Source organism: Pseudonocardia abyssalis (assembly GCF_019263705.2).
In the GTDB taxonomy this organism is placed as follows: domain Bacteria; phylum Actinomycetota; class Actinomycetes; order Mycobacteriales; family Pseudonocardiaceae; genus Pseudonocardia; species Pseudonocardia abyssalis.
Window position 1 is genome coordinate 4,568,752 of the sequence record NZ_JADQDK010000001.1, and the last position, 19,292, is coordinate 4,588,043.

General features: G+C 65.1%; 16 protein-coding genes and 1 pseudogene. 13 read left to right on the forward strand and 4 right to left on the reverse strand.

The features are described from left to right. Nucleotides 1-114 precede the first annotated feature (114 nt). On the forward strand, nt 115-1,785 hold the full coding sequence (locus tag I4I81_RS22260; RefSeq protein ID WP_218601909.1) for a recombinase family protein: 1,671 nt from the start codon (nt 115-117) through the stop codon (nt 1,783-1,785). A 377-nt stretch (nt 1,786-2,162) separates the two neighbouring features. On the opposite strand, the gene I4I81_RS31645 is transcribed toward I4I81_RS22260, so the two are convergent. Beyond that, on the reverse strand, nt 2,163-2,360 hold the full coding sequence (locus I4I81_RS31645) for a helix-turn-helix domain-containing protein (RefSeq protein ID WP_218601908.1): 198 nt from the start codon (nt 2,358-2,360) through the stop codon (nt 2,163-2,165). A 116-nt stretch (nt 2,361-2,476) separates the two neighbouring features. Between I4I81_RS31645 and I4I81_RS22270 the strand changes: the two genes are divergently transcribed. The 8 genes from I4I81_RS22270 to I4I81_RS22305 all read left to right on the forward strand — a co-directional run bounded on the left by I4I81_RS22270 (nt 2,477) and on the right by I4I81_RS22305 (nt 11,205). After that, on the forward strand, nt 2,477-2,809 hold the full coding sequence (locus I4I81_RS22270) for a hypothetical protein (protein WP_218601907.1): 333 nt from the start codon (nt 2,477-2,479) through the stop codon (nt 2,807-2,809). Further along, entirely contained in the window at nt 2,809-3,093 is a 285-nt protein-coding gene (locus tag I4I81_RS22275; RefSeq protein WP_218601906.1) for a hypothetical protein, read from the forward strand. Before I4I81_RS22270 ends, I4I81_RS22275 begins: the two co-directional genes overlap by 1 nt. A 60-nt stretch (nt 3,094-3,153) precedes the next feature. Then, the gene (locus tag I4I81_RS22280; RefSeq protein WP_218601905.1) at nt 3,154-3,531 is read left to right on the forward strand and encodes a hypothetical protein; all 378 of its coding nucleotides are present in this window, start codon (nt 3,154-3,156) and stop codon (nt 3,529-3,531) included. Nucleotides 3,532-3,663: 132 nt separating this feature from the next. Beyond that, nucleotides 3,664-4,734 carry a hypothetical protein gene (locus tag I4I81_RS22285; protein ID WP_218601904.1) on the forward strand — a complete coding sequence of 357 codons (1,071 nt, stop codon included), beginning with the start codon at nt 3,664-3,666 and terminating at the stop codon, nt 4,732-4,734. 149 nt (nt 4,735-4,883) lie between these two features. Continuing rightward, nucleotides 4,884-5,924, forward strand: coding sequence for a protein rep (locus I4I81_RS22290; protein ID WP_225924658.1), 1,041 nt, complete (start codon nt 4,884-4,886; stop codon nt 5,922-5,924). A gap of 794 nt (nt 5,925-6,718) precedes the next feature. After that, nucleotides 6,719-7,405: a hypothetical protein gene (locus I4I81_RS22295; protein ID WP_218601901.1), complete on the forward strand. Its 687-nt coding sequence runs from the start codon at nt 6,719-6,721 to the stop codon at nt 7,403-7,405. A gap of 1,555 nt (nt 7,406-8,960) precedes the next feature. Next, on the forward strand, nt 8,961-9,782 hold the full coding sequence (locus tag I4I81_RS22300) for a hypothetical protein (RefSeq protein WP_218601900.1): 822 nt from the start codon (nt 8,961-8,963) through the stop codon (nt 9,780-9,782). A 304-nt stretch (nt 9,783-10,086) separates the two neighbouring features. Further along, nucleotides 10,087-11,205, forward strand: coding sequence for a hypothetical protein (locus I4I81_RS22305; protein ID WP_218601899.1), 1,119 nt, complete (start codon nt 10,087-10,089; stop codon nt 11,203-11,205). A 124-nt stretch (nt 11,206-11,329) separates the two neighbouring features. Here the strand turns inward: I4I81_RS22305 and I4I81_RS31650 are convergent, their stop codons facing one another. Then, the gene (locus I4I81_RS31650) at nt 11,330-12,109 is read right to left on the reverse strand and encodes a S1 family peptidase (RefSeq protein WP_218601898.1); all 780 of its coding nucleotides are present in this window, start codon (nt 12,107-12,109) and stop codon (nt 11,330-11,332) included. A 670-nt stretch (nt 12,110-12,779) separates the two neighbouring features. After that, nucleotides 12,780-14,060 carry an IS256 family transposase gene (locus I4I81_RS22315; protein WP_218606453.1) on the reverse strand — a complete coding sequence of 427 codons (1,281 nt, stop codon included), beginning with the start codon at nt 14,058-14,060 and terminating at the stop codon, nt 12,780-12,782. 1,013 nt (nt 14,061-15,073) lie between these two features. Between I4I81_RS22315 and I4I81_RS22320 the strand changes: the two genes are divergently transcribed. The 4 genes and pseudogenes from I4I81_RS22320 to I4I81_RS22335 form a co-directional block, all read left to right on the forward strand. Next, nucleotides 15,074-15,262, forward strand: a complete 189-nt coding sequence (locus I4I81_RS22320; RefSeq protein ID WP_218606250.1) for a hypothetical protein — start codon at nt 15,074-15,076, stop codon at nt 15,260-15,262. A 291-nt stretch (nt 15,263-15,553) separates the two neighbouring features. After that, the gene (locus I4I81_RS22325; RefSeq protein WP_308187695.1) at nt 15,554-15,715 is read left to right on the forward strand and encodes a DUF4244 domain-containing protein; all 162 of its coding nucleotides are present in this window, start codon (nt 15,554-15,556) and stop codon (nt 15,713-15,715) included. A gap of 17 nt (nt 15,716-15,732) precedes the next feature. Further along, nucleotides 15,733-16,047: a TadE family type IV pilus minor pilin gene (locus I4I81_RS22330; RefSeq protein ID WP_218606251.1), complete on the forward strand. Its 315-nt coding sequence runs from the start codon at nt 15,733-15,735 to the stop codon at nt 16,045-16,047. Further along, nucleotides 16,044-16,388 (forward strand): annotated as a pseudogene (locus tag I4I81_RS22335) (Rv3654c family TadE-like protein); the annotation flags it as partial. The gene I4I81_RS22330 and the pseudogene I4I81_RS22335, both read left to right, overlap by 4 nt. A 456-nt stretch (nt 16,389-16,844) precedes the next feature. On the opposite strand, the gene sftH reads toward I4I81_RS22335, so the two are convergent. After that, a complete protein-coding gene (gene sftH / locus I4I81_RS22340; protein WP_226363509.1) occupies nt 16,845-19,289 on the reverse strand; it encodes a DEAD/DEAH box helicase in 2,445 nt (814 codons plus the stop codon). Nucleotides 19,290-19,292: the final 3 nt, after the last annotated feature.

Consider the following 19,292-nt stretch of genomic DNA (forward strand, 5'->3'; position numbering starts at 1 on the left):
CCCGCGACGACGGCATGTCGACGGTGGAGTACGCGACACTCTCCTAGTGATGCAACCGGGCTGTAGCGGAGCAGGGCGGGCAGACGATGCTCCGGGTGTGCGATCGGACCCGGCATGACACGCGCTCTCGTCCTGCTCCGTCTCAGCCGGTTGACCGACGCTAGTACCTCTCCGGAGCGGCAAGAGAACGAGTGCCGCACGTTCTGTGCACAGCGCGCGTGGGACGTCGTAGGCGTCGCTACCGACCTGGACGTCAGCGGCTCTACCGACCCCCTGACCCGGACCGGGTCCGGGCCGTGGCTACGAGACCGAACCGGTGAGTTTGACGTTGTCGTCGCCGCTAAGCCCGACCGGTTCGGGAGATCGACCACGCACGTGCACGGGCTGTTCCAGTACCTCCGACAACACGACAAGCACCTGTACACCGCAGACGGTGCGATCAACACAGCCGGACCAGCCGGTGAGCTGATTCTGTTTATCCTCGCGTGGGCCGCTCAGATGGAGCTAGAAAGCATCACGGCCCGGAACTCCGGTGCTGCTCAGCACAACATCATGCGCGGGGTCTACCGGGGCGGGATTGCACCTCTTGGCTACCGGTCCGAGAAGGTGGACGATCACCACGAGTTAGTACCCGACGAAGACGGGCTAGCGCCAGAGGTCCGGAAGATGGTTAGCCGCCTGCTCGATGGCGACCCGATAACCCGCGTAGTCGGAGACCTGAACGAACGTAAGGTACTCACGCAAAAGGACCGGCAAGCCGTCCTGAACAAGAGACCACCACGCGGTACCCGGTGGTCTATCTCGAACCTGACGCGTCAACTCACATCGCCTACGCTAATCGGGCTCGCTACGCACCGGCCAGTGACTACTGGCCCGGACGGTAAAGCGGTTCACGACGCGAAAGGCCGGAAGCAGTACGGTACAGAGCAGATCGTCTTTGTTGAAGGCGCACCGCTACAACGGGCTACGCCCCTGATCGATGCCGCTGACTATTACCGGCTACAAAAGATTATCGAGAGCCGCAAGGAAGCCGCGCCGACTCAAAGGCGGAAGGCTGACACATCGCTACTCCTTCACGTTCTGTACTGCGCTAAGTGCGGAGAACCGTACTACTACCTGAAAGCCCGGAAGCATCCCCGGTATCGGTGTGCGTCGGTAAAGTATCCGAACAACGATCCTCGCCGTACCTGCTCGAACGGGACCGTACTGGTCTCAGAAGCGGAGCGCGTAGTTAACGACACGCTCTTACAGTTCATGGGTGAAACAGAGCATCACGAAAAGGTGTTCGAGCCGGGAGAAGACAACTCCCGGGCAATAGACGAGATCGACGCCCAGCTAGAGACGCTGACTGCGACGGTATCCCGGCTACCGGTCGACTCTCCCGCGTTCACGGCACGGATGCGTGAGGTAGACAACCTCACTACGCGCCGGACAGAGCTTGCGGCAGTGCCGTCTAGGCCATCGGGCTTCCGATACGTACCGACCGGAATCCTGTTCGGTCAGTATTGGGCGGGTCTCGACTCTACGGCCCGAAATGCGTGGCTACGAGGTCGTAACGTCCGAGTCCTGTTCGATTCTGACCCTGCGCCAGGCAAGACACCGTGGAACATCGAGTTTCACGAGATGGTCCGAATGTTCGAGGACATCAACCCGGATCGAGCCGACGCTACGCGAAGTCTGTTCGAGACCGTTAAGGAACTCCCGGACGGTCACCGGTTCCCGCACCCGTCCGGCGACGGGCGAGTTATTCAGGTGGTCCACCCAAGTAAAGAACCGCAAGGTTAAAGGGTGGTTCCCGTCGGTCGGCAGGCATCGCCCGACGCTACGGGCGCGGTGGGTGCGGCCTTCGCTAGTCCGCACCCGTAATGCCAGGCTCCGCACCCGCCGTGGTCGTGGCGTAGCCCTTTGGGTGTCGATCGTCGGGAACTGCCCGGTTCCCGGAGTGAGGCAATGTTTTAGTACTTGCACCACGAAATCGGGGCTTGCTTCGCTAAGCCTCTGACCTGCAATGATTACTTAAACCTAATCTTCGTAACTGTACGTAACATAGCAGGGTTGACCTGCATAAACAGCCGATTTGTGGATCATTGCCCGGAAATCTCAGAGCCTTTACGGGCTTAGGGGTACCCGGAGTACCCCCACGAAGCAGAACGACGCCGGATCTAGGAAGGCGTGTCGTCTTTCTCGCTAGCAGCGGCTAGCTGCATCCGCACCGTGTCCAGGTCGAAGCGTGCCTGACCTCCGTGTGTGGTGACCTCCGGGGAGATCACCCCCGCCTGCATCCACCGGTACACAGTCGACCGGTCGACACCTAGAGCGGTTGCTACCTCGCTCGTCCGTAGAAGTCGCCGGTCTGCCACCGGCCGATCCTCTCATGCCTGGTCACGCTGCATCTAGCAGCCCAGTTGCACCAGTTGCACCTGTCGGCTACCTTCGTGCTCACCAGATACACCGGATGCACCAGACGGAGGCGTACATGCCCGGCAAGGACGTGCTCTACACGGACACGCTGCACACGAAGGTGTTTGGCGACTTGATCGGGGTCGTTCTGTACGACTGGCTGATCGTCGCGGGGGCCCTTCGGATCGGGGACGTGATCCGGGTCGCGGACCCGTTCGGTATCGAGATCGGTCGGATCTCGACGTGGGATGAGGTCAGCTCGCTGGTCCTGACGGCCCGTGGTCTGCCCGACACAACGAAGCGGATCACGGCCAGCACGAAGCCGGATCCCGTGACCCGCCTTAGTGCCGCTACAGCGTGGATCGCGCGGGACCACGGCCGGTACGACGCCACGAGCGAGGTGGCGTAATGGTCCCCGGACAACTCGCCCTGCTGGTCCTGGTCTGCGTGGACGTGGTGGCGAAGGGCAAGGGGCTCGTCACGTGCGGGGCGGGCGACTTCTCCGGATCGCTGATCCGGGACCGGTTCGCCACGACGCCCGACGAGAAGCGTCGGCCGTACATTGTCGAAACCGAGTACGGCGAAGTCGTAGGCCGGTCCCGGTCGTACCGCGAAGGCGTTTACCTGCTCGCTAGCCACCACGGCTACGCGAAGCCGTCCGTGACTGTCGAGATCGAGCACGAGCGCGACTAGCTGCAACTACCCGCAATCAGCGTCCGGTACGGAGCCGTACGCAACTGAGAGGAACCCGAAATGCGACAGATCCCCGTCGACATGAACCGCGTCAACCTGATCGGGACCGGTAAGGCCGCTGCACGAGCCGAGTACGTAGAGCTTTCCGACGGCCAGCGTCGTCGGTCCGGCAACCAGGCGAAGGACGAGACCACGGGTATGCCGGTCTGGGTCGTAGACGTCCTGGTCGACGACCCCGAAGCCGACCGGGCAGAGGTCGTGGGCGTCCGCGTCTCGTCGCACGAAGAGCCGGTCACCGAGAAGTGGAAGCCGGTCCGGTTCCGGAACCTGGTCGCAGTCCCCTACGCGGACCGCTCTACCGGCCGTGTCGCCCTCTCGATGCGTGCCGACGGAATCGAAGGATCACGACCCGCCGAGAACAAGCCTGCCGCTGCCTAGTACCCCGCACTAACCGCTTACCGGCCCCGGTTCCCCGCTTCCCGGGGGATCGGGGCTTTGTCATGCCCAGATCCGGCTACGAGAGGAATCCCGATGTTCTGGCAGCGACGACCTACCGACCAGGAACACGAAGTGGACGAGATCGCCTATTCCTGGGTTCGTGCGTGCGAAGGCGCAGGGCTTACCCGCGAAGTTCAGACCGTTACCGGGCCGACCGTCATCGTCCCGGCGCTCGTGCACATCGTGCTAGGTCCCCCACGAGTCCTGACTGTCCGCCTACAGCCCGGAATGACCGTGCAGGACGTCCGGAGCCTGGCGGCACGGATCGCACCGCACATGCACGCTCACGGTCTCCGGGTAGAGCCCAGAGGCACGGGTGAGTGGGCCGTGGTCACCTTGCTCGACGCTGACCCCCTGGCCCTGACGGTCCCGATGTCTTACCGCGATGACGGCCGGACGCTGCTCGGACGGCTCGACACCGGTACGGATCTCGTCCAGGACATGCGCAAGGAAGCGCACACGATCGTGCAAGGTGTAACACGATCAGGAAAGAGCGTCTGGACCTACAGCCTGCTAGCTCAACTCTGCCGGGAGCCGGACGTACTCGTTACCGGCTCTGACCCGACCGGACTCCTTTGGCGCCCGTTCGTCGGGTCACGACACGCTAAGCACCAGGTCTCCGGGCTCGACTCGATCGACCAGCACGAGAAGCTGTTGCTACGGCTCGTAGACGAGATGGACCAGCGGATCAGGGATCTTCCTGCGGACCGCGACTCCCTAGCGATCACGCCTGACGTCCCGCTCTTGGTGGTCGTGCTCGAAGAACTCGCCGGGCTTTACCGTGCCGCCGACGCCGCGAACAAGGACCAGGGCAAGCGGATCCGCGCTCTGATCGGCCGCCTACTCGCCGAAGGGGCAAAGGCCGGCGTTCGTGTCCTGATCCTTGTGCAGCGTGCGGAAGCCGCCGTCGTCGGAGCCTTCGAGCGGGCGATGTGCAGTACCCGGATCTCGTTCCGGACCGACAACCGAGCAAGCGTCGAGCTGCTACACCCGGGCGCCGATCCCCTGATCGCCGACCAGCACACAACCGCGTTGCCAGGCATCGGCCTCGTCTCGACGCCTGGCCGGTCACTGTCCCGGATGCGAGCACCCTTCTTCGGGTCGTACTCCGACTACGCCGCTGCAATCAGGTCCGCAGCATGAGCGGGCACAGCAGGCCGCTGCCACCGCGCCCGACGGAGTCGGGGGCGCGGGGGCGGGCGAGCGAAGCGAGCCCCGGTCCTGCTCTTGGTAATAGGCGGGCAACTGTTCGGGAGGCCGAGGACGGCCGTCGGGGTCGCCGTCGTGAGGCGATGGCATGGCGTCGGTCGCTCTGGGAGTGGTCATCCGTGCCTAGGCAGCGCAAGTGCGGCCGGGTGCCCTTCACGTCCGGCGGTGGGGCCGTCGTGAGGTTGAGCGATGCCGAAGACGGCAACCGTCGTGCCGGGGTCGCGGGACTCCAGTCGTGCGGGTCGTGGTCATGCCCGGTCTGTGCTCGTTCGATCTCTGCCGCACGAGCCGCTGAGGTAGCGGCAGTGCTTCGCTCTGCTGTCGACCAGCGCTGTTCCGTTGCTCTCGCCACGTTCACGATGCGCCACCACAAGGGCCTGTCGCTCCGTTCGTGCTGGGACGCGATCGGTAGCGCCTGGCGCTCTACGACGTCCGGAGCCGGTTGGCAGAAGGACAAGGATCAGTTCGGGGTCGTCGGATGGCTCCGTGCCGTGGAGATCACTCACGGCGAGGAACACGGGTTCCACGTCCACGTGCACGCTCTTATCGTGTTCGACGGCCCGGTCTCCGTTGAACTCATGGGCGAACTAGGACACCGGATGTTCGCCCGGTGGAACCGTGCGCTTGGGCGCAAGGGGTTCAGCGCGGTAGAGGACCGGGGCGGACTCGACGTCCGGTCCGTGCAGCTCGACGGGGACTCGATCGACCAGGTGTCGACGTACATCAGCAAGGCGGCGTACGAAGCGGTCAGTTCTGCGACTAAGCACGCACGCGGTGGGAATCGTTCACCGTTCCAGATACTCCGCGATGCCGTCGAGACCGGCAACGCTGCGGATATCGAACTTTACTGGGAGTTTGAGCAAGCGAGTCTCGGACGGAAGAAAATCACTTGGTCCAACGCCCTCCGAGAGTGGGCGGGTCTGCACGTAGTCGAGAAGACTGACGGTGAGATAGCCGCAGAGAATCGCGGTGGCGAGCCGGTCCTGATCCTGCCGAAGGCGACGTGGATCGTAGTCCGCCACGACGTCGCGGATCTACTCGATGCCGTAGAGCTAGGAGGCCGCTTAGCGGGGCAACGCTGGCTTAGGAGTCGCGGCTTAGCGTTCGTAGTAGTCGAGCCATGAAACGGTCATGGCCTACGCGGCGGAATCGGCACCGAAGGTCCGATAACCGCTCGCTTCTTCGCCGAATCGTTATGTTCTTGTGGCGTCGCACGTAGCGGTTTCTGCCAGGCTGGAATCCTCCCCGGCCCGAAGGATTCCCGTGCTCGATATCGCTACGTACCCCCGATTCTACTACGCTGCACAGTTCGATGACTGCATCCGCGTCTACGCCTCTCCGCTCGTATCGGACACTAACGAAGTCTGGCTTACCGTTAGCTCGTGGCTAGCGGGTCGCGTGTACGAAGAGCTGCCGTCGGAGACGTTCGAAGATCCGGACATGATGCACGGTCAGGCGACGCTCTACACCTTCGCGTTCCGAAGCTAATGCAGTCCGTACCTAAGCCGGACCTCCGTAAGTACCCGCCGCTAGTTGAGCCGGCCGTGGGGCAGCGGCCCCGGTACCGGACGCCGGGCGCGACTCGATGGCGCGTACCTAACGGCGTCGTGGACCTGGACGGCAACGTCGTCCGGTTCACCGGCGAGTGCTTACGGTGTCGGTCGTGGTTCCTAGTCGAGCGAGCCACCCTAAGAGGCTCGTTCCCGCGCTACTGCTCGGAGCACTGTCGGGAGATCGCTACGGCTCGACGCCGTAAGCGGACCTAATCGCGGTACCTAAGCCTGCAAGCGTGCCTGTTTCCCGGCGTGTCGCGCCTTGGCCGTGACTTCTCGATGATCCGTCGATACCGTTCTACGTGCCGCACCGTCTTAGGTCGCGGCCTTAGCACCCTTAACCCTTAGACCCATAGGAACGACTAATGCCCAACTCAACCCGCACTATCATCTGCTTTGTCTGCGACACCGCGTTCGCGTACGCCTACACCGGCGGCAGGGACCGCCGGACGTGCGACAAGCCCGCCTGCAAGCGTGCCCGGAAGACGGGTAACAAGCGCACGGAGCGGAGTGCTAAGACCACTCGCCCGGACGGGTACCGCCCGGCCGACTACCCGCACAAGATCCCGTCTGCACTGCCCGACGATCAGCTTGCCGTGCTGGTCGAGACGACCAAGCACCACTACATGCGCCGCAAGCTCCGAGTACAGCCTGACTGTGTCAGCGACGCGGACGGCGGGTCCGTCGACCCGGACCACGACGTCGACAACAGACCGGAGGCGCAGCTCTATGAGGCCGGGCACGGCCTGATCATGGACGACTACCGAGATCGGGATAGTGCTCCGGTCCGCCTGATCGAGCCGAAGTACCGGGACCTGGTCAAGCACTGGTTCAAGCAGGCAGGCTTCCCACTCGCCGGGCTCCGGCTCGACGTCACGCGCGGGCAGTACCCGGTCACCAGGGTCCGTGGTCGACACGATGAGGACGCCTTTGATGGGCTGGTCGTGCCGCGTCGCCTTGCCCGGCACGCGTGTACCCGGACCGCTGTGTCCCCGCTCGATCCGTTCGTGTCGCTTTTTCCCTGTATTAGTGAAGGGCAGATGGCGGCATAACGCCATACCGCTAGACCCGTTCGGGACTCCGAACGGGTGAACTTCGGGCCTTCGGAGCACTAGCGTGTTCGGATCGGGGCATCCGAACACCTAATGAAGGGTGAGAGCGAAGCGAGCCGTTAGCTAAGCCCTGATTGCTAGCTCCGACGGCACTGGTCGTAGATCAGGGACGCGAGAGTCACCCCGTGACTCCGTTCGAGTGAACTTCAGCCTGTTTGATCTTGTTTCTGCCCCGAAGGTGCTCGTGGGGCACCTACTAACGGTGGGTAGAGGCGAAAAGAAGTTACGGGGAACCAACGGAGGGGCCAAGGTTGTTTGGCCGCCAGGCCGAACAGCCTCCTTACGAACATCCGCGAAGAGACGCGCCAGCGGCTCTGAGCGGTGTAACGCAACTCAACGATGACGAAGGCCGCCAGGCCGTAGTCAGCGACGCAACGGAATCCTTTTCCTTCGGACGGATTCCTTAAAGACACTGCTTCGTGGGTCAGTATCGACCCACGCACCACCCACTACCACTACCCACCTCCCTTACTTTGATATTAATGCTCCGCGTCGGCTTCGCCACCGCGTCACATTGCGGGCCGAAGGCAAGAGCAATGTGCAGATAAGAACTTCCGTCTTCGGACGGAGCTAGTACGGCGGCGAACCGGTACTAGCGCGTAGTTGGTGGGTTGCCTGGTCTTGTCCTTAAATGCAGATAGCCGGGATCAGGCCCCACCGCTACAACCCCGGATGCCTTACGGCACCGGGGACTTTTGTTGTGCCCGGATACGACAACCACCACCCGGAGAACGATTATGTCCGATGAGAAGTGCGTACGGCTTCTTGAAACTAGCGAACAGTGCGGATCAACGGAACGTGTAACCCTTTGCCTTGACGGGTTCTACGTCTGTGCGCCGTGCAGAATTCTCGTAACGAACATGCAGCAGATGCGCGAGCGTCGGGCTTTACTGTCGCTTTATCGCTGAATCACTATAAGGAGAAACATTATGTCCAACGATCGGGCTTTGCTCGCTGCCGGAATCCGGCTCGCTATTGCTCGTATGCCAGGGACGCAGCTCGACAAGTGTACTGCACTGGCGATCTCGCCTTCCGCCCTACAGAAGTGGCGGGCAGGCGCGGCTGAACCTACGCCTGCTCGACTTGCACGACTCGCTAGGAAGTCGGGTCTCTCGGAAGAGGCTATCCGGGCGGGCGGCACTGAGCTTGCAGAGGATGCCGCGTGAGTACCGACGCTGACCCTCTGGACGTTGCCGTCCAGGTCGACGAGATCGAGCGATACAAGTACGCCTTGACGCTCGCGGTACGCCACGGCTACGCGGATAACCCGGACGCTTTCGCGTCCCGGCTCCGTGGGAGTACGACTACCGAACTCGAAGCGGACGCTGCCGGGTTTGCAGACGAGATCGCAGAGATCCGGTCTCGGCAGGATCCGCCGCGAGTCATGGCCGTGGACCCGTCGCAAGCGATGGGGCGCGACTCTAAGGCGACTCCGAGTCAACGGGACATGTTCGCGGACACTTTGTACAACGCTATTACTCGATAAGGAACTAAGTTGATTAACGTACGCAACCTTACTGCTGTCTCGGATCAGTCTGAGCGGCAGGCAGCGATTAAGTATCTTCGCAGTATCGGAGCAACGATCCCGGCGAAGCTTGACGAAGCCTTCGCCACGCTCGACGCGGTTACCCGAACTAACGTCACTTCGGCCTTGCCTCCGGACCCATATAAGATCACGCCCGCCAATGCCGAGAAGATCACGAGTGACTACGTCGCGGATCTGTCGCGTCGTGCCGCTGCGGAGGATGGGCTTGCGGCTGTCAGGAACGCTGTTACTGCCCGGGTCATCACTGAGTGCCGCGACGCGCGTGACGCTCTTCTCGCTGACGCTGCCGTGCGTGCAGAGTTCGATTCCGGGGTCGACGTCTTCGACCAGGACTACGCCCTGGTTTCGACGCTAACGACCGCTGCCGCTGCGACCGACGCTGACGCCACCGGCGCCGCGCTCGTCGCGTTCCGGAACGTCTCAGCCGCTACGAAGCGGCTCGATCGGTTGACTGACGCTCTTCTGAATCTGACTGCGCCTGCTCCCGTTGAGGTCCGGCTTACTCGATCGAAGCTTAGTGCGTCTCAGACGCTTGGACTCACGGCGTCGCCTCCGGATGATTCAGCGGCGTACCTCGCAGCACTAGACGCGTCCGGCGTTCGTGGTGCCAAGCCCGACAAGGGCCATCCGTTCGGAGTTTACGGCGCACAGATCAACGGTGGAGCCGCGCTAGGGCTTCCGCGCGACACTACGGAGTGGCGCGACCGTGCCGACGCCTTCAACCCAGACCTTGCCCGGCTCGATCTCTACTTCCCTGCGCTTAGCGCCTAACGCTGTACCCGGTCTCCGCTCTTTGAACAGAGCGGGGGCCGGTCTTGTCCGACACAGAATCGCTGAAAAGGTTGGTAATGAACGCTCAGGACTCAGACTACCGGTACGTCCCAGAACACGATAAGTGGTACCTGTGGATGATCGTAAAGTCGTGGGACATGCCGTACCGATCGGTTGTCCCGCTTCTTGACCGGCTAGGCATCGAGATCCACGAGGAACCGAACGGTAAGCAATACGTGTCCAAGTCAGACTTTCGGGTCTTCCTTGACACGCTATAAGACACAGACCATTGAAACGGGTAGTAATGAAGCTTTCGTGTCTCGACGTTACCGAAGTTGCTGGTAACGAAATCCTGCCTGCACTGTCAGGCGCAGCGTTCCAGGCAATAACGCTAGGCTTAGACGAAGAAGCGTATATCGAACAAGTTCTAGAGTCACCGCTAGCCGAAGCCGTCCTAGACCGGGAACGATCTCCTAACACGCTGGACGAACTCGAATCCCTGGCAATGTCACACGGTTGGGAGTTCGCCCAGGACCACTACACGCCCGGGACCCGCGAAGGTGTTACTTCGTGGGTCGAAGCCCAGGCTCCTCGCGTCTTCGGATATCGGAACTGGTCTAAGGGTCAGAAAGGCATCTCGGAGCGGAAGGCGGCTCTGGCCATCCTTCGGGTAGGTGCAGAGCGTGGCGCCTGGACGTTCAACATCTCCGAGCGGTTCCTAAGCGCGGAAGCAGACATCGCGGATCGGGAAGCCGCCCGCGCTGCCTTGAAGAAGCTCGTGGAGATCGGGTTCATCCAGGAACAGCCGGACCGCTCGTCCCGGCGGTACGGCAACCACTACGAGATCAACCGGTCGTGGATGGCATGGTTTGGCTCTAGACCCGTCCAAATAACATTATCCGGATTATATTATTTGGGTGGTTCTAGAGCTTTTTCTGGTAGCCCCGTCGCGGAGTGGGTGTACTACCTCCTGCCGGAGTCAACTCCGGCCGATGCGGTCGAAGTACTCGGAGTGAGCTTGTCGGCCGCGAAGCGAGCTTACAAGCTCCTGGTCGACAACGGACTGATGCGGAAGATCGGGAAGGTGTACCACCGGACCGAAGGTCTGCTTGAACCGGATTGGACTCGACGCGAAGAGCTACGAGCCCGATACGCACACGAACAGAAAGAGAACAGACAAGCTGTGGAAGCTGGATACAAGAACCGGGAGGCTGCCTTCGTGGCCGACCACGAAAAACTAGTAGCGGTGCAGCCGTGGGAGCTGAAAGAGCTACCACCCGACCCGTTCGAGCCGGATGCCGGTAGCGTTCTAGTCCGTTGGGTTCCGTCGATAACGGACCCACGAGACGGCTACTACGAGACTAAAGACGGTAGCTGGGAGCCGAGACTCGGCAGGGACAATAAGGATTACGTCGAAGTTTGATAGCAGTGACCCTTACCCGGTAATAGTTGCCGGGTAAGGGTGCAGCATTTGCAGGGTTACCCTACAGGCGCTGTAGCGTTGCTTACCCTGCACAGTTTGCCGGGTTAGTCGACCACTGGCCCATCTATGGCAAGAGAGATTCACCGGAAGGGCGCCGCCCTCCCGCGATGATCTCGTCGATTACGCTAGCCTTCCAGACGAATCCTAGATCACTCTCTGCGTTGACTCGGCCGGAGTAGACGCCGACTAGGATTGTTTCGTCCCCGCTTCCCATCATGGTTCCGCCATCCTTCGTCGGGACCGACTTTCCGCCGGTGGTGAAGATGACCGGTGATCCGGACTGGCCGCTACGTGTCCTACTATCCACGAGCAGTAGCGGGAGGTCGTCGAAATCAATATCCGGCTCTGTAGCGATTGTGCCGCGTGACCATATGCCGAGTGCTCCGCCACCCGTAAGGCCGTATGGGAATCCGATGATGCTTACGTCAGCGGCTACTCGCACTGCTACAGAGGTCCGCTCATACGACTGTTGATCATGGGGCAGGAACGTCACATCTTCTGTCCAGGTCACAGGCAAGGCGACTACGTCAACCTTTGCCCCGTGGACCGGATGCTCGAACCAAGCCGGGTGGCCGGGCGACAAGTAGAGCGGCTCGATGATCTTTCGCCACGAGATACGACGTCCATCCCCGTCATAGTGCCAGATATGCAAAGTATCTGGCATTCTCGATGTATCAGAAACCGGCCGGTTTCGAGAATCGCGACCAGTCACGTTATGGCGGTTAGTGATTATGTAGTGACGGCCGTCTGCGGTCACCACGAATGCGGTCCCAGAGGCGATAGGCTCGGCACCTATACCGGGCTCGATCAGAAGTGAAGCGACTGAGTTCGGCGACAATGCCACGACTTACTCCAATTGCGATAGTAGACGAAGCGGGCGTATCCGTTCGTTCACCCGCTGACTATACGTGGTGAGACGTCGCGGAGTACCTACCGACCGCGTAGTTCAGGGATACCGCGACGTTCGTCCCGCACTCCGTACAGTCCACCCGTCGGCCAGAGGCAGAAGCCTCTGACGCGCGGAACCCGTGACCGGGTTCCTGTTCGACCGGCTGGCGTGCTGCGTATGTCTTCCCGTTAACGCCTGTGACACCGCCTACTGCGTAATTCTGCGCAGTAGGATCGCCTAGGGTGTTCCGTACCGTGCCCTCCGAAACACCGACAGCACTACCGATAGCCCGGGTACTCATCCCGGCTTCTCGCATAGCTCCGACTACAGCAGGACGTTCCGGCTTAGGGACACGAAGCGTCTCGACGCCTAAGAGCACCGCGCGGCTAGTGAATCTCGTGGTAGCAACCACGCGCGTACGGACGGCCTCCGCAAGCTCTGCCTAGGGAATCACACTGGGTAGCTCTGCTAGGCGCTGTACGGCTAACGGTGTCTGGCGTAACGGGCATCGTCACGTCCAGGTGCTCGACAACGACCCGTGACAGACGGACCCGGGCATCGCTAACGGGTACAGCACGAGCGAGGTAAGGCACGAGCAATAGTCAAGACCTGTGGATGAAGATCTTTAGGCGGCTTCCGGTTGGTGGTGGTCGTCGGGTCGTTCGACGAGCTTGCCGTTGACGAACAGGGCGCCGGCGCGGACGAGCGCGACCAGGTGTGGGCCGTTCACGGCGCGCCAGCGGTCCTGGGCGGCCTCGATGAGCTTGAACGCCATCGCCAGCCCGGCTGCCCGCGAGCCGGGACCGCGAGTGATCTTCGTGCGGTGCCGGACGGTGGCGAAGGTCGACTCGATGGGGTTCGTGGTGCGCAGGTGGATCCAGTGCTCGGCGGGGAAGTCGTAGACCGCGAGCAGCACCTCGACATCGTCGGTGATCTTCGCGACCGCCTTCGGGAATTTCGCCCCGTAGGCGGCCTCGAATGCTTTCACGGCGTCGAGGGCGTGGCGGCGGTCTTCGGCGTTCCAGATCTCCGCGAGTGCCTTCTTCGCCCCCGGGTGCGCGGATTTCGGGAGGGCGCCGAGCACGTTGGCGATCTTGTGGAACCAGCAGCGCTGCTCGCGGGTCGCGGGGAACACCTCGCGCAGCGCGGCCCAGAACCCCAGCGCGCCGTCTCCGACCGCGAGGACCGGGGCGCGCATCCCTCGCCGGGCGGCATCGCGCAGCAGGTCCGCCCAGGACTCGGTCGACTCGCGGTAGCCATCGGCCAGCGCGACGAGCTCCTTGCGCCCGTCAGCACGGACGCCGATCAGCACGAGCAGGCACAGCTTGTGTTCTTCGAGGCGGATGTTGACGTGGATCCCGTCGGCCCACAGGTAGACGTAGTCGGCTCTGGACAGGTCGCGGGCGGCGAAGGTGCGCTGTTCGGCCTTCCAGGTCTCGGTCAGCTTCGTGATCACCGGCGCCGAGAGCCCGGCGGTCGAGCCGAGGAACTGGCCCAGGGCGGGCACGAAGTCGCTGGTCGAGAGCCCGTGCAGGTAGAGCAGCGGCAGCACTTCGGTGATCTTCGGGGTCTTGCGGCACCAGGGCGGCAGGATCGCCGAGGAGAACCGCGCCCGCTCCCCGGTCTGCGGGTCGGTGCGCCGGTCGTTCACCCGCGGCACGGTCACCTCGACCGCGCCGGCGCTGGTGAGCACCTCGCGGGGCTGGTGGGTGCCGTTGCGCACGACCAGCCGGCGGCCGTGCTCGTCGCGCTCGCCGACGTGGCGGGCAATGTAGTCGTCGACCTCGGCCTGCAGAGCCTCGGCGAGCATCCGGCGGGCGCCCTCGCGGACCAGCTCGTCGATCAGCGAGCCGCCGTCCCGGTGGGGTTCATCTGCGTCGGCAGCTCCAGGAACTACGGTGAGCACGGGTCGTACCCTTCCGACCGGCGTTGGCGCGCCGATCTTGCTTGATGGCCTCAAGATCACCGGAAGGGTACGGCCCCTCCGGTCATCCACAGGTTTCAAGCATTGCTCGTAAGGCACCTCGCACGAGTACGGCCTAGCGGTGACTACAGCACAGAGACGGACCAGGGATCGGCACTGCCTAGCCCGTGCTCGACCACGGCCCGGAGGTGAACCTCGCGCGTGCCACCTAGCGGTGGCGCCGTGGCGGACGACGTCGTGCAGCACGAGCCGTGCTGCTCGCTGATCGAATCAACACGTACCTAACGAATCACTAAGCGTGTCGCGTCCCGCATCGATCGATGCTAAGCCGCTTCGCATCTGATCTCGTCATGCCATTCAATCAAGCTAAGCCATCCCGCTAAGCCCTTAGACCCCTACCCGGGTTACCCATGCCCGGTATCTGCTGATCGCCACGTAATGCGGCGGCCCCCTCCGCTACGTCGTAGCGGGCTAACACATTTCCAGAAAGGCACTAATGAACGACTACATAACTCCTCCGGGTGATCTCGGACCTAACGGCTCCTCGCTTTGGGACAAGATCGTGAACGCCGAAGACGGTTGGGACCTACGTCCTGACGAGATCGAGACTTTGCACGCTGCCTGCCGAGTCCGAGACACGATCGCCGTCCTAACCGCTGCACTCGTGGACCAGCCCTTAACTGTTAAGGGCAGCATGGGCCAGCAAGTCATTAACCCAATCCTCGCCGAACGACGATTCCAAGAGCGAGCGATGGCTGACCTTCTCGGAAAGCTAAAGCTAGGCGACTACATCGAAGTTGAGACTACGACCGTGATTAACAACGGGAAGATGACTCGAAGCGAGTCAGGCCGGAAGGCCGCTAATGCACGATGGGACCGGGTCCGTGGCCGTTCCTAAGCAAGCGCGGCGCCAGCAAGCGCCGAGTAGCCACGTACGTGACGGACTTCGCCGTAGGCTCGTTCGGCTACGAGCCTTTATCGAGCATCGTGACCGGGTGATAGATCCGATCTTCGTGCGTGCCTTCGGGCTCGACAGGATCGAGCCACTTCTAAGCGGTGCTGACGTCCTGGTCGTCGGCTACGAAGTGGTGCCGTACCTGACTCCGCAGGATCGAGCGGTACTCGATCCGAACGAGACGTACCTGCTCCAAGCAGACGGCACGATCAGCAGTGCCGAACGATGACGCCGGTACGCGATGGGTCTGCGAAGACGCGGCGAAGACCCGTCCGCCCGTCCCGGCCGCTTACCGGGTCGTCTGGACCTCCGGGTGAGACTCTTCGCCAGGCTCGATTCTGGGATGACGTAGCCGACGAGTACGAGCGAGCAGGCTTCTGCCGTAAGTGCGCCGGGCAAGCCGCTCACGGCCACGCTACGGGCTTTGACAAGGTCCGGGCAGTCTGTCCCGGGTGCCAGGGACTCACGACGCCTCTACTCGATCTACCGGGCGGGAAGCGGGCACGACCCGCGAAGGCTGTTGCGTGGGCGGGTACTGCGTACTAGACAGTCGATCGCGTACGCGATCGGCACGGTCGCGGCGGCGGCGTTCGCCGCCGTGCTCTACACGGTCCTGAGCGGCGAGAGCGTGGTGACGGCGCTGACCGACCTCGTCACCCGCGCGCTGAGCACCACCTTCTGACCGGCGACGCCGGGGCGGTGACCGTGGAGGCCGCGCTCGCGCTGTGCAGCCTCGCACTGTTCCTGGCCCTCGCCATCGGCGCGATCGCCTCAGTGGCGGCGTCGGTGCGCTGCATCGACGCCGCCAGGGAACTGGCGCGGCTCGCCGCCCGCGGGGAACCGGACCGCGGTCGCGAGATCGCCGGGATGCTGGCGCCGTCCGGGGCCCGGATCGAGCTCGTCGTGCGCGGCGACGAGGTCACCGCCGAGGTCACCGCACCCGCGGTGTCACCGCTGCCGCTGCGTGTCGGCGGCCGAGCGGTAGCGGTACTCGAACCCGGGGCGATCCCGTGACCGGGCCGAGCACCGGCCGGGGCTCCGACGGCGGGTTCGCCACCGTGTGGGCGGCGGGTGCGGTCGCTGTGCTGCTCGGGCTGCTGGTGGTCGGGATCGAGCTCGGTGCGGGCATCGCCGCCCGGCACCGGGCCGAGGCCGCCGCCGATCTCGGCGCACTCGCCGCCGCGGGCGACGCCGTGCACGGTACGGCCGCTGCCTGCGCGCGGGCGACCACGATCGCCGACCGTATGGACACCCGCATCCGCAGCTGCCGGCTCGACGGATGGGAGGCTCTGGTCGAGACGGAGGCCGATCTCGGGCCGGCGGTGCTGGGCCCCTCGGTCGTCACGGCCCGGGCCCGGGCGGGCCCCGCACCGCTCGGCGCACCTCCCGGAACCGGGCTGACGGCCGCGCCTCCGGTCGGAGCAACACCAGCACCCCCGGCACCCCCCGTCCCAGCGCCCGCCGACGGGCCCAGCGCGCGGCGAGCCACGCCGAGCGGCAGAAATCGGCCGTCGAGCGGTCACGGGACGCGCCGGGTGGCAGACGGACAGGTCGGACGCGGGGCGAAAGTGCTGGTGGGCCGGTCCGTATCGCTCGTCGTGACCGTCCTGCCGATCGGCGACGATCGCTGGTGCCGGGGACGGATGGGGTGCCTACTGGGCAGGAGGCAGGAGTCACCTCCCCGCCTCGCCCCGACCCGCTCCCCGAGCTGCGGATGGACCGGTACGTCCCCCGACGTGACCCCCGACCGGCCCGCCGCACACGGGTCGTTGCCGACCGGCCCCCGCCCCCGCGGGCCGGTCGGCAACGACCTACCGGTCGCCCGCCGCGCCGGACAGGGTTGCGCCGGACAGGGTTGCGCCGGACAGGGCTTCCAGCACCAGGTCGAGCACCACCACCGCCCCACGCTTGTCGAGCGGCGCGTTCCCGTTGCCGCACTTCGGCGACTGCACGCACGACGGGCATCCGCTGCGGCAGCCGCAGTCACGGATGGCCGAGCGGGTGGCCGCCAGCCACGCCGCGAGAACCTCGTGCCCCCGCTCGGCGAAGCCCGCCCCGCCGGGGTAACCGTCGTGCACGAACACCGTCGGTCGGCCGGTGTGCGGGTGCAGCGCGGTGGACATGCCCCCGACGTCCCAGCGGTCGCAGATCGCGAACAGCGGCAGCAGTCCGATCGCGGCGTGCTCGGCGGCGTGGAGCGCGCCCGGCAGGTCGTCGGGGCCGATACCGGCGGCGCCCAGTGCGGCGTCGTCGATGTCGTAGAACACCGATCGCGTGCGCAGCGTCTGCTCCGGCATGTCCAGCGGCACCGTCTCCAGCACGGTGCCGTCGGGGGCGCGGCGCTGGTAGGCCACCACCTGCGTGCTCACGTCGACCTCGGCGAACCCCACCCCGACGGGGCCGTGATCGCGTCGCGACAGCACCCGCACCACCTCGACGTCGGCGGTCGACCGCGCGTCGGTGCGCCAGCCGGGATCGGCGGCCACCACGAGCGCCACGCCGGCCTCGAGGTCGAGCTCCTCCACCAGGTGGCTCTCGCCGCGGTGCAGGTGGATCGCGCCCGGGTGCAGCGTCGCGGGCGCCGACGCCGCGTCGGCCGTGCCGAGCATCCGCCCGGTCCCCGCCTCCACCACGGCCACCTGCCCCAGCCCCGAGCCGCGGATGTCGACCGAACCCGCCGGGCGCTCGCTCGTCGAGGGCCAGAACCATCCGGTGGGCCGCCTGCGCAGCACCCCGTCGGCCACCAGCTCGTCGAGCACCGCCGCGGCGGGCGCGCCACCGAACAGGTCGTCGACGTCGGCGTCGGTGAGCGGCAGCTCGGCCGCGGCGCAGACGAGCTGCGGGGCGAGGACGTAGGGGTTGGTCGGATCGAGCACGCAGCCCTCGACGGGGCGGCCGAGCAGCGCCTCGGGATGGTGCACGAGGTAGGTGTCCATCGGGTCGTCCCTGGCCACGAGCACGACCAGCGCCGAGTCGCAGGCCCTCCCGGCCCGCCCGGCCTGCTGCCAGAACGACGCCCGGGTGCCCGGGAACCCGGCGACGACGACGGCGTCGAGCCCCGCGATGTCGACGCCCAGCTCCAGGGCATTGGTGGTGGCCACCCCGAGCAGTGCACCGCTCACGAGCGCGGCCTCCAGCGCGCGGCGCTCCTCCGGCAGATAACCGCCGCGGTAGGCCGCCACCCGCGGGACCAGGACTGGATCGACCTCGGCGAGCAGCCGCTGGGCACCGAGCGCGGTGAGCTCGGCGCCTCGTCGCGACCGCACGAAGGCGAGCGTGCGGGCACCCTCGATCACGAGGTCGGCGAGCATCCGTGCGGCCTCCGTGCCGGCCGGACGCCGGACCGGGGCCCCGTTCTCCCCGGTCAGCTCGGGCAGCAGCGGAGGTTCCCACAGCGCGACGGTGCGCCCGGCGTGCGGGGAGCCGTCGACCGTCACGGCCGTGACGTCGCGGCCGGTGAGCCGACTCGCGAACGCCGCGGGCTCGGCGACGGTGGCCGACGCGAGCACGACGGTCGGGTGCGACCCGTAGCGGGCGGCCACCCGGAGCAGGCGGCGCAGCAGCAGCGCGACGTGGGAGCCGAAGACGCCGCGGTAGGTGTGGCACTCGTCCACCACGACCACGTGCAGGCGCCGCAGGAACGTGGCCCAGCGGGCGTGCCGGGGCAGCACCGCGCGGTGCAGCATGTCGGGGTTGCTGAAGATCCACCGGGAGTGGGCACGGGCCCAGTCGCGCTCCTCCATCGCGGTGTCGCCGTCGAGGGTGGCCGCGCGGACGCCGGGGAGATCGAGCTCGGCGAGGGCGCGGAGCTGGTCGGCGGCGAGTGCCTTCGTCGGCGAGAGGTACAGCGCGGTGGCCCGCGGGTCGACCGTGAGCCGCGACAGCACCGGGAGCTGATAGGCCATCGATTTGCCCGACGCGGTGCCGGTGGCCACCACGACGTCGCGGCCGGAGTGCGCCAGCGAGGCGGCCTCGGCCTGGTGCCGCCACGGCGCGGCCACACCCCGGCGGACGAACGCCTCCCGCACCGGCGGCGGCACCCAGCCCGGCCACGGCACGGCGTCGCCGTCACGCGCGGGGATCCGGGCGACGTGCCGCAGCGGCCCGTCCCCGTCGAAGGACCAGGCTCCGGACGGGTCGACCCCGGGCGGTGCCTCGGTGGCGTGCCCCGCCCCGGCGAGCACCCGGCGCAGCAGGACCTCGGCCCGGACGGTGGTGACCGCCGCTCCGCCCCGGGGTACCGCGTCGCCGTCCACGGG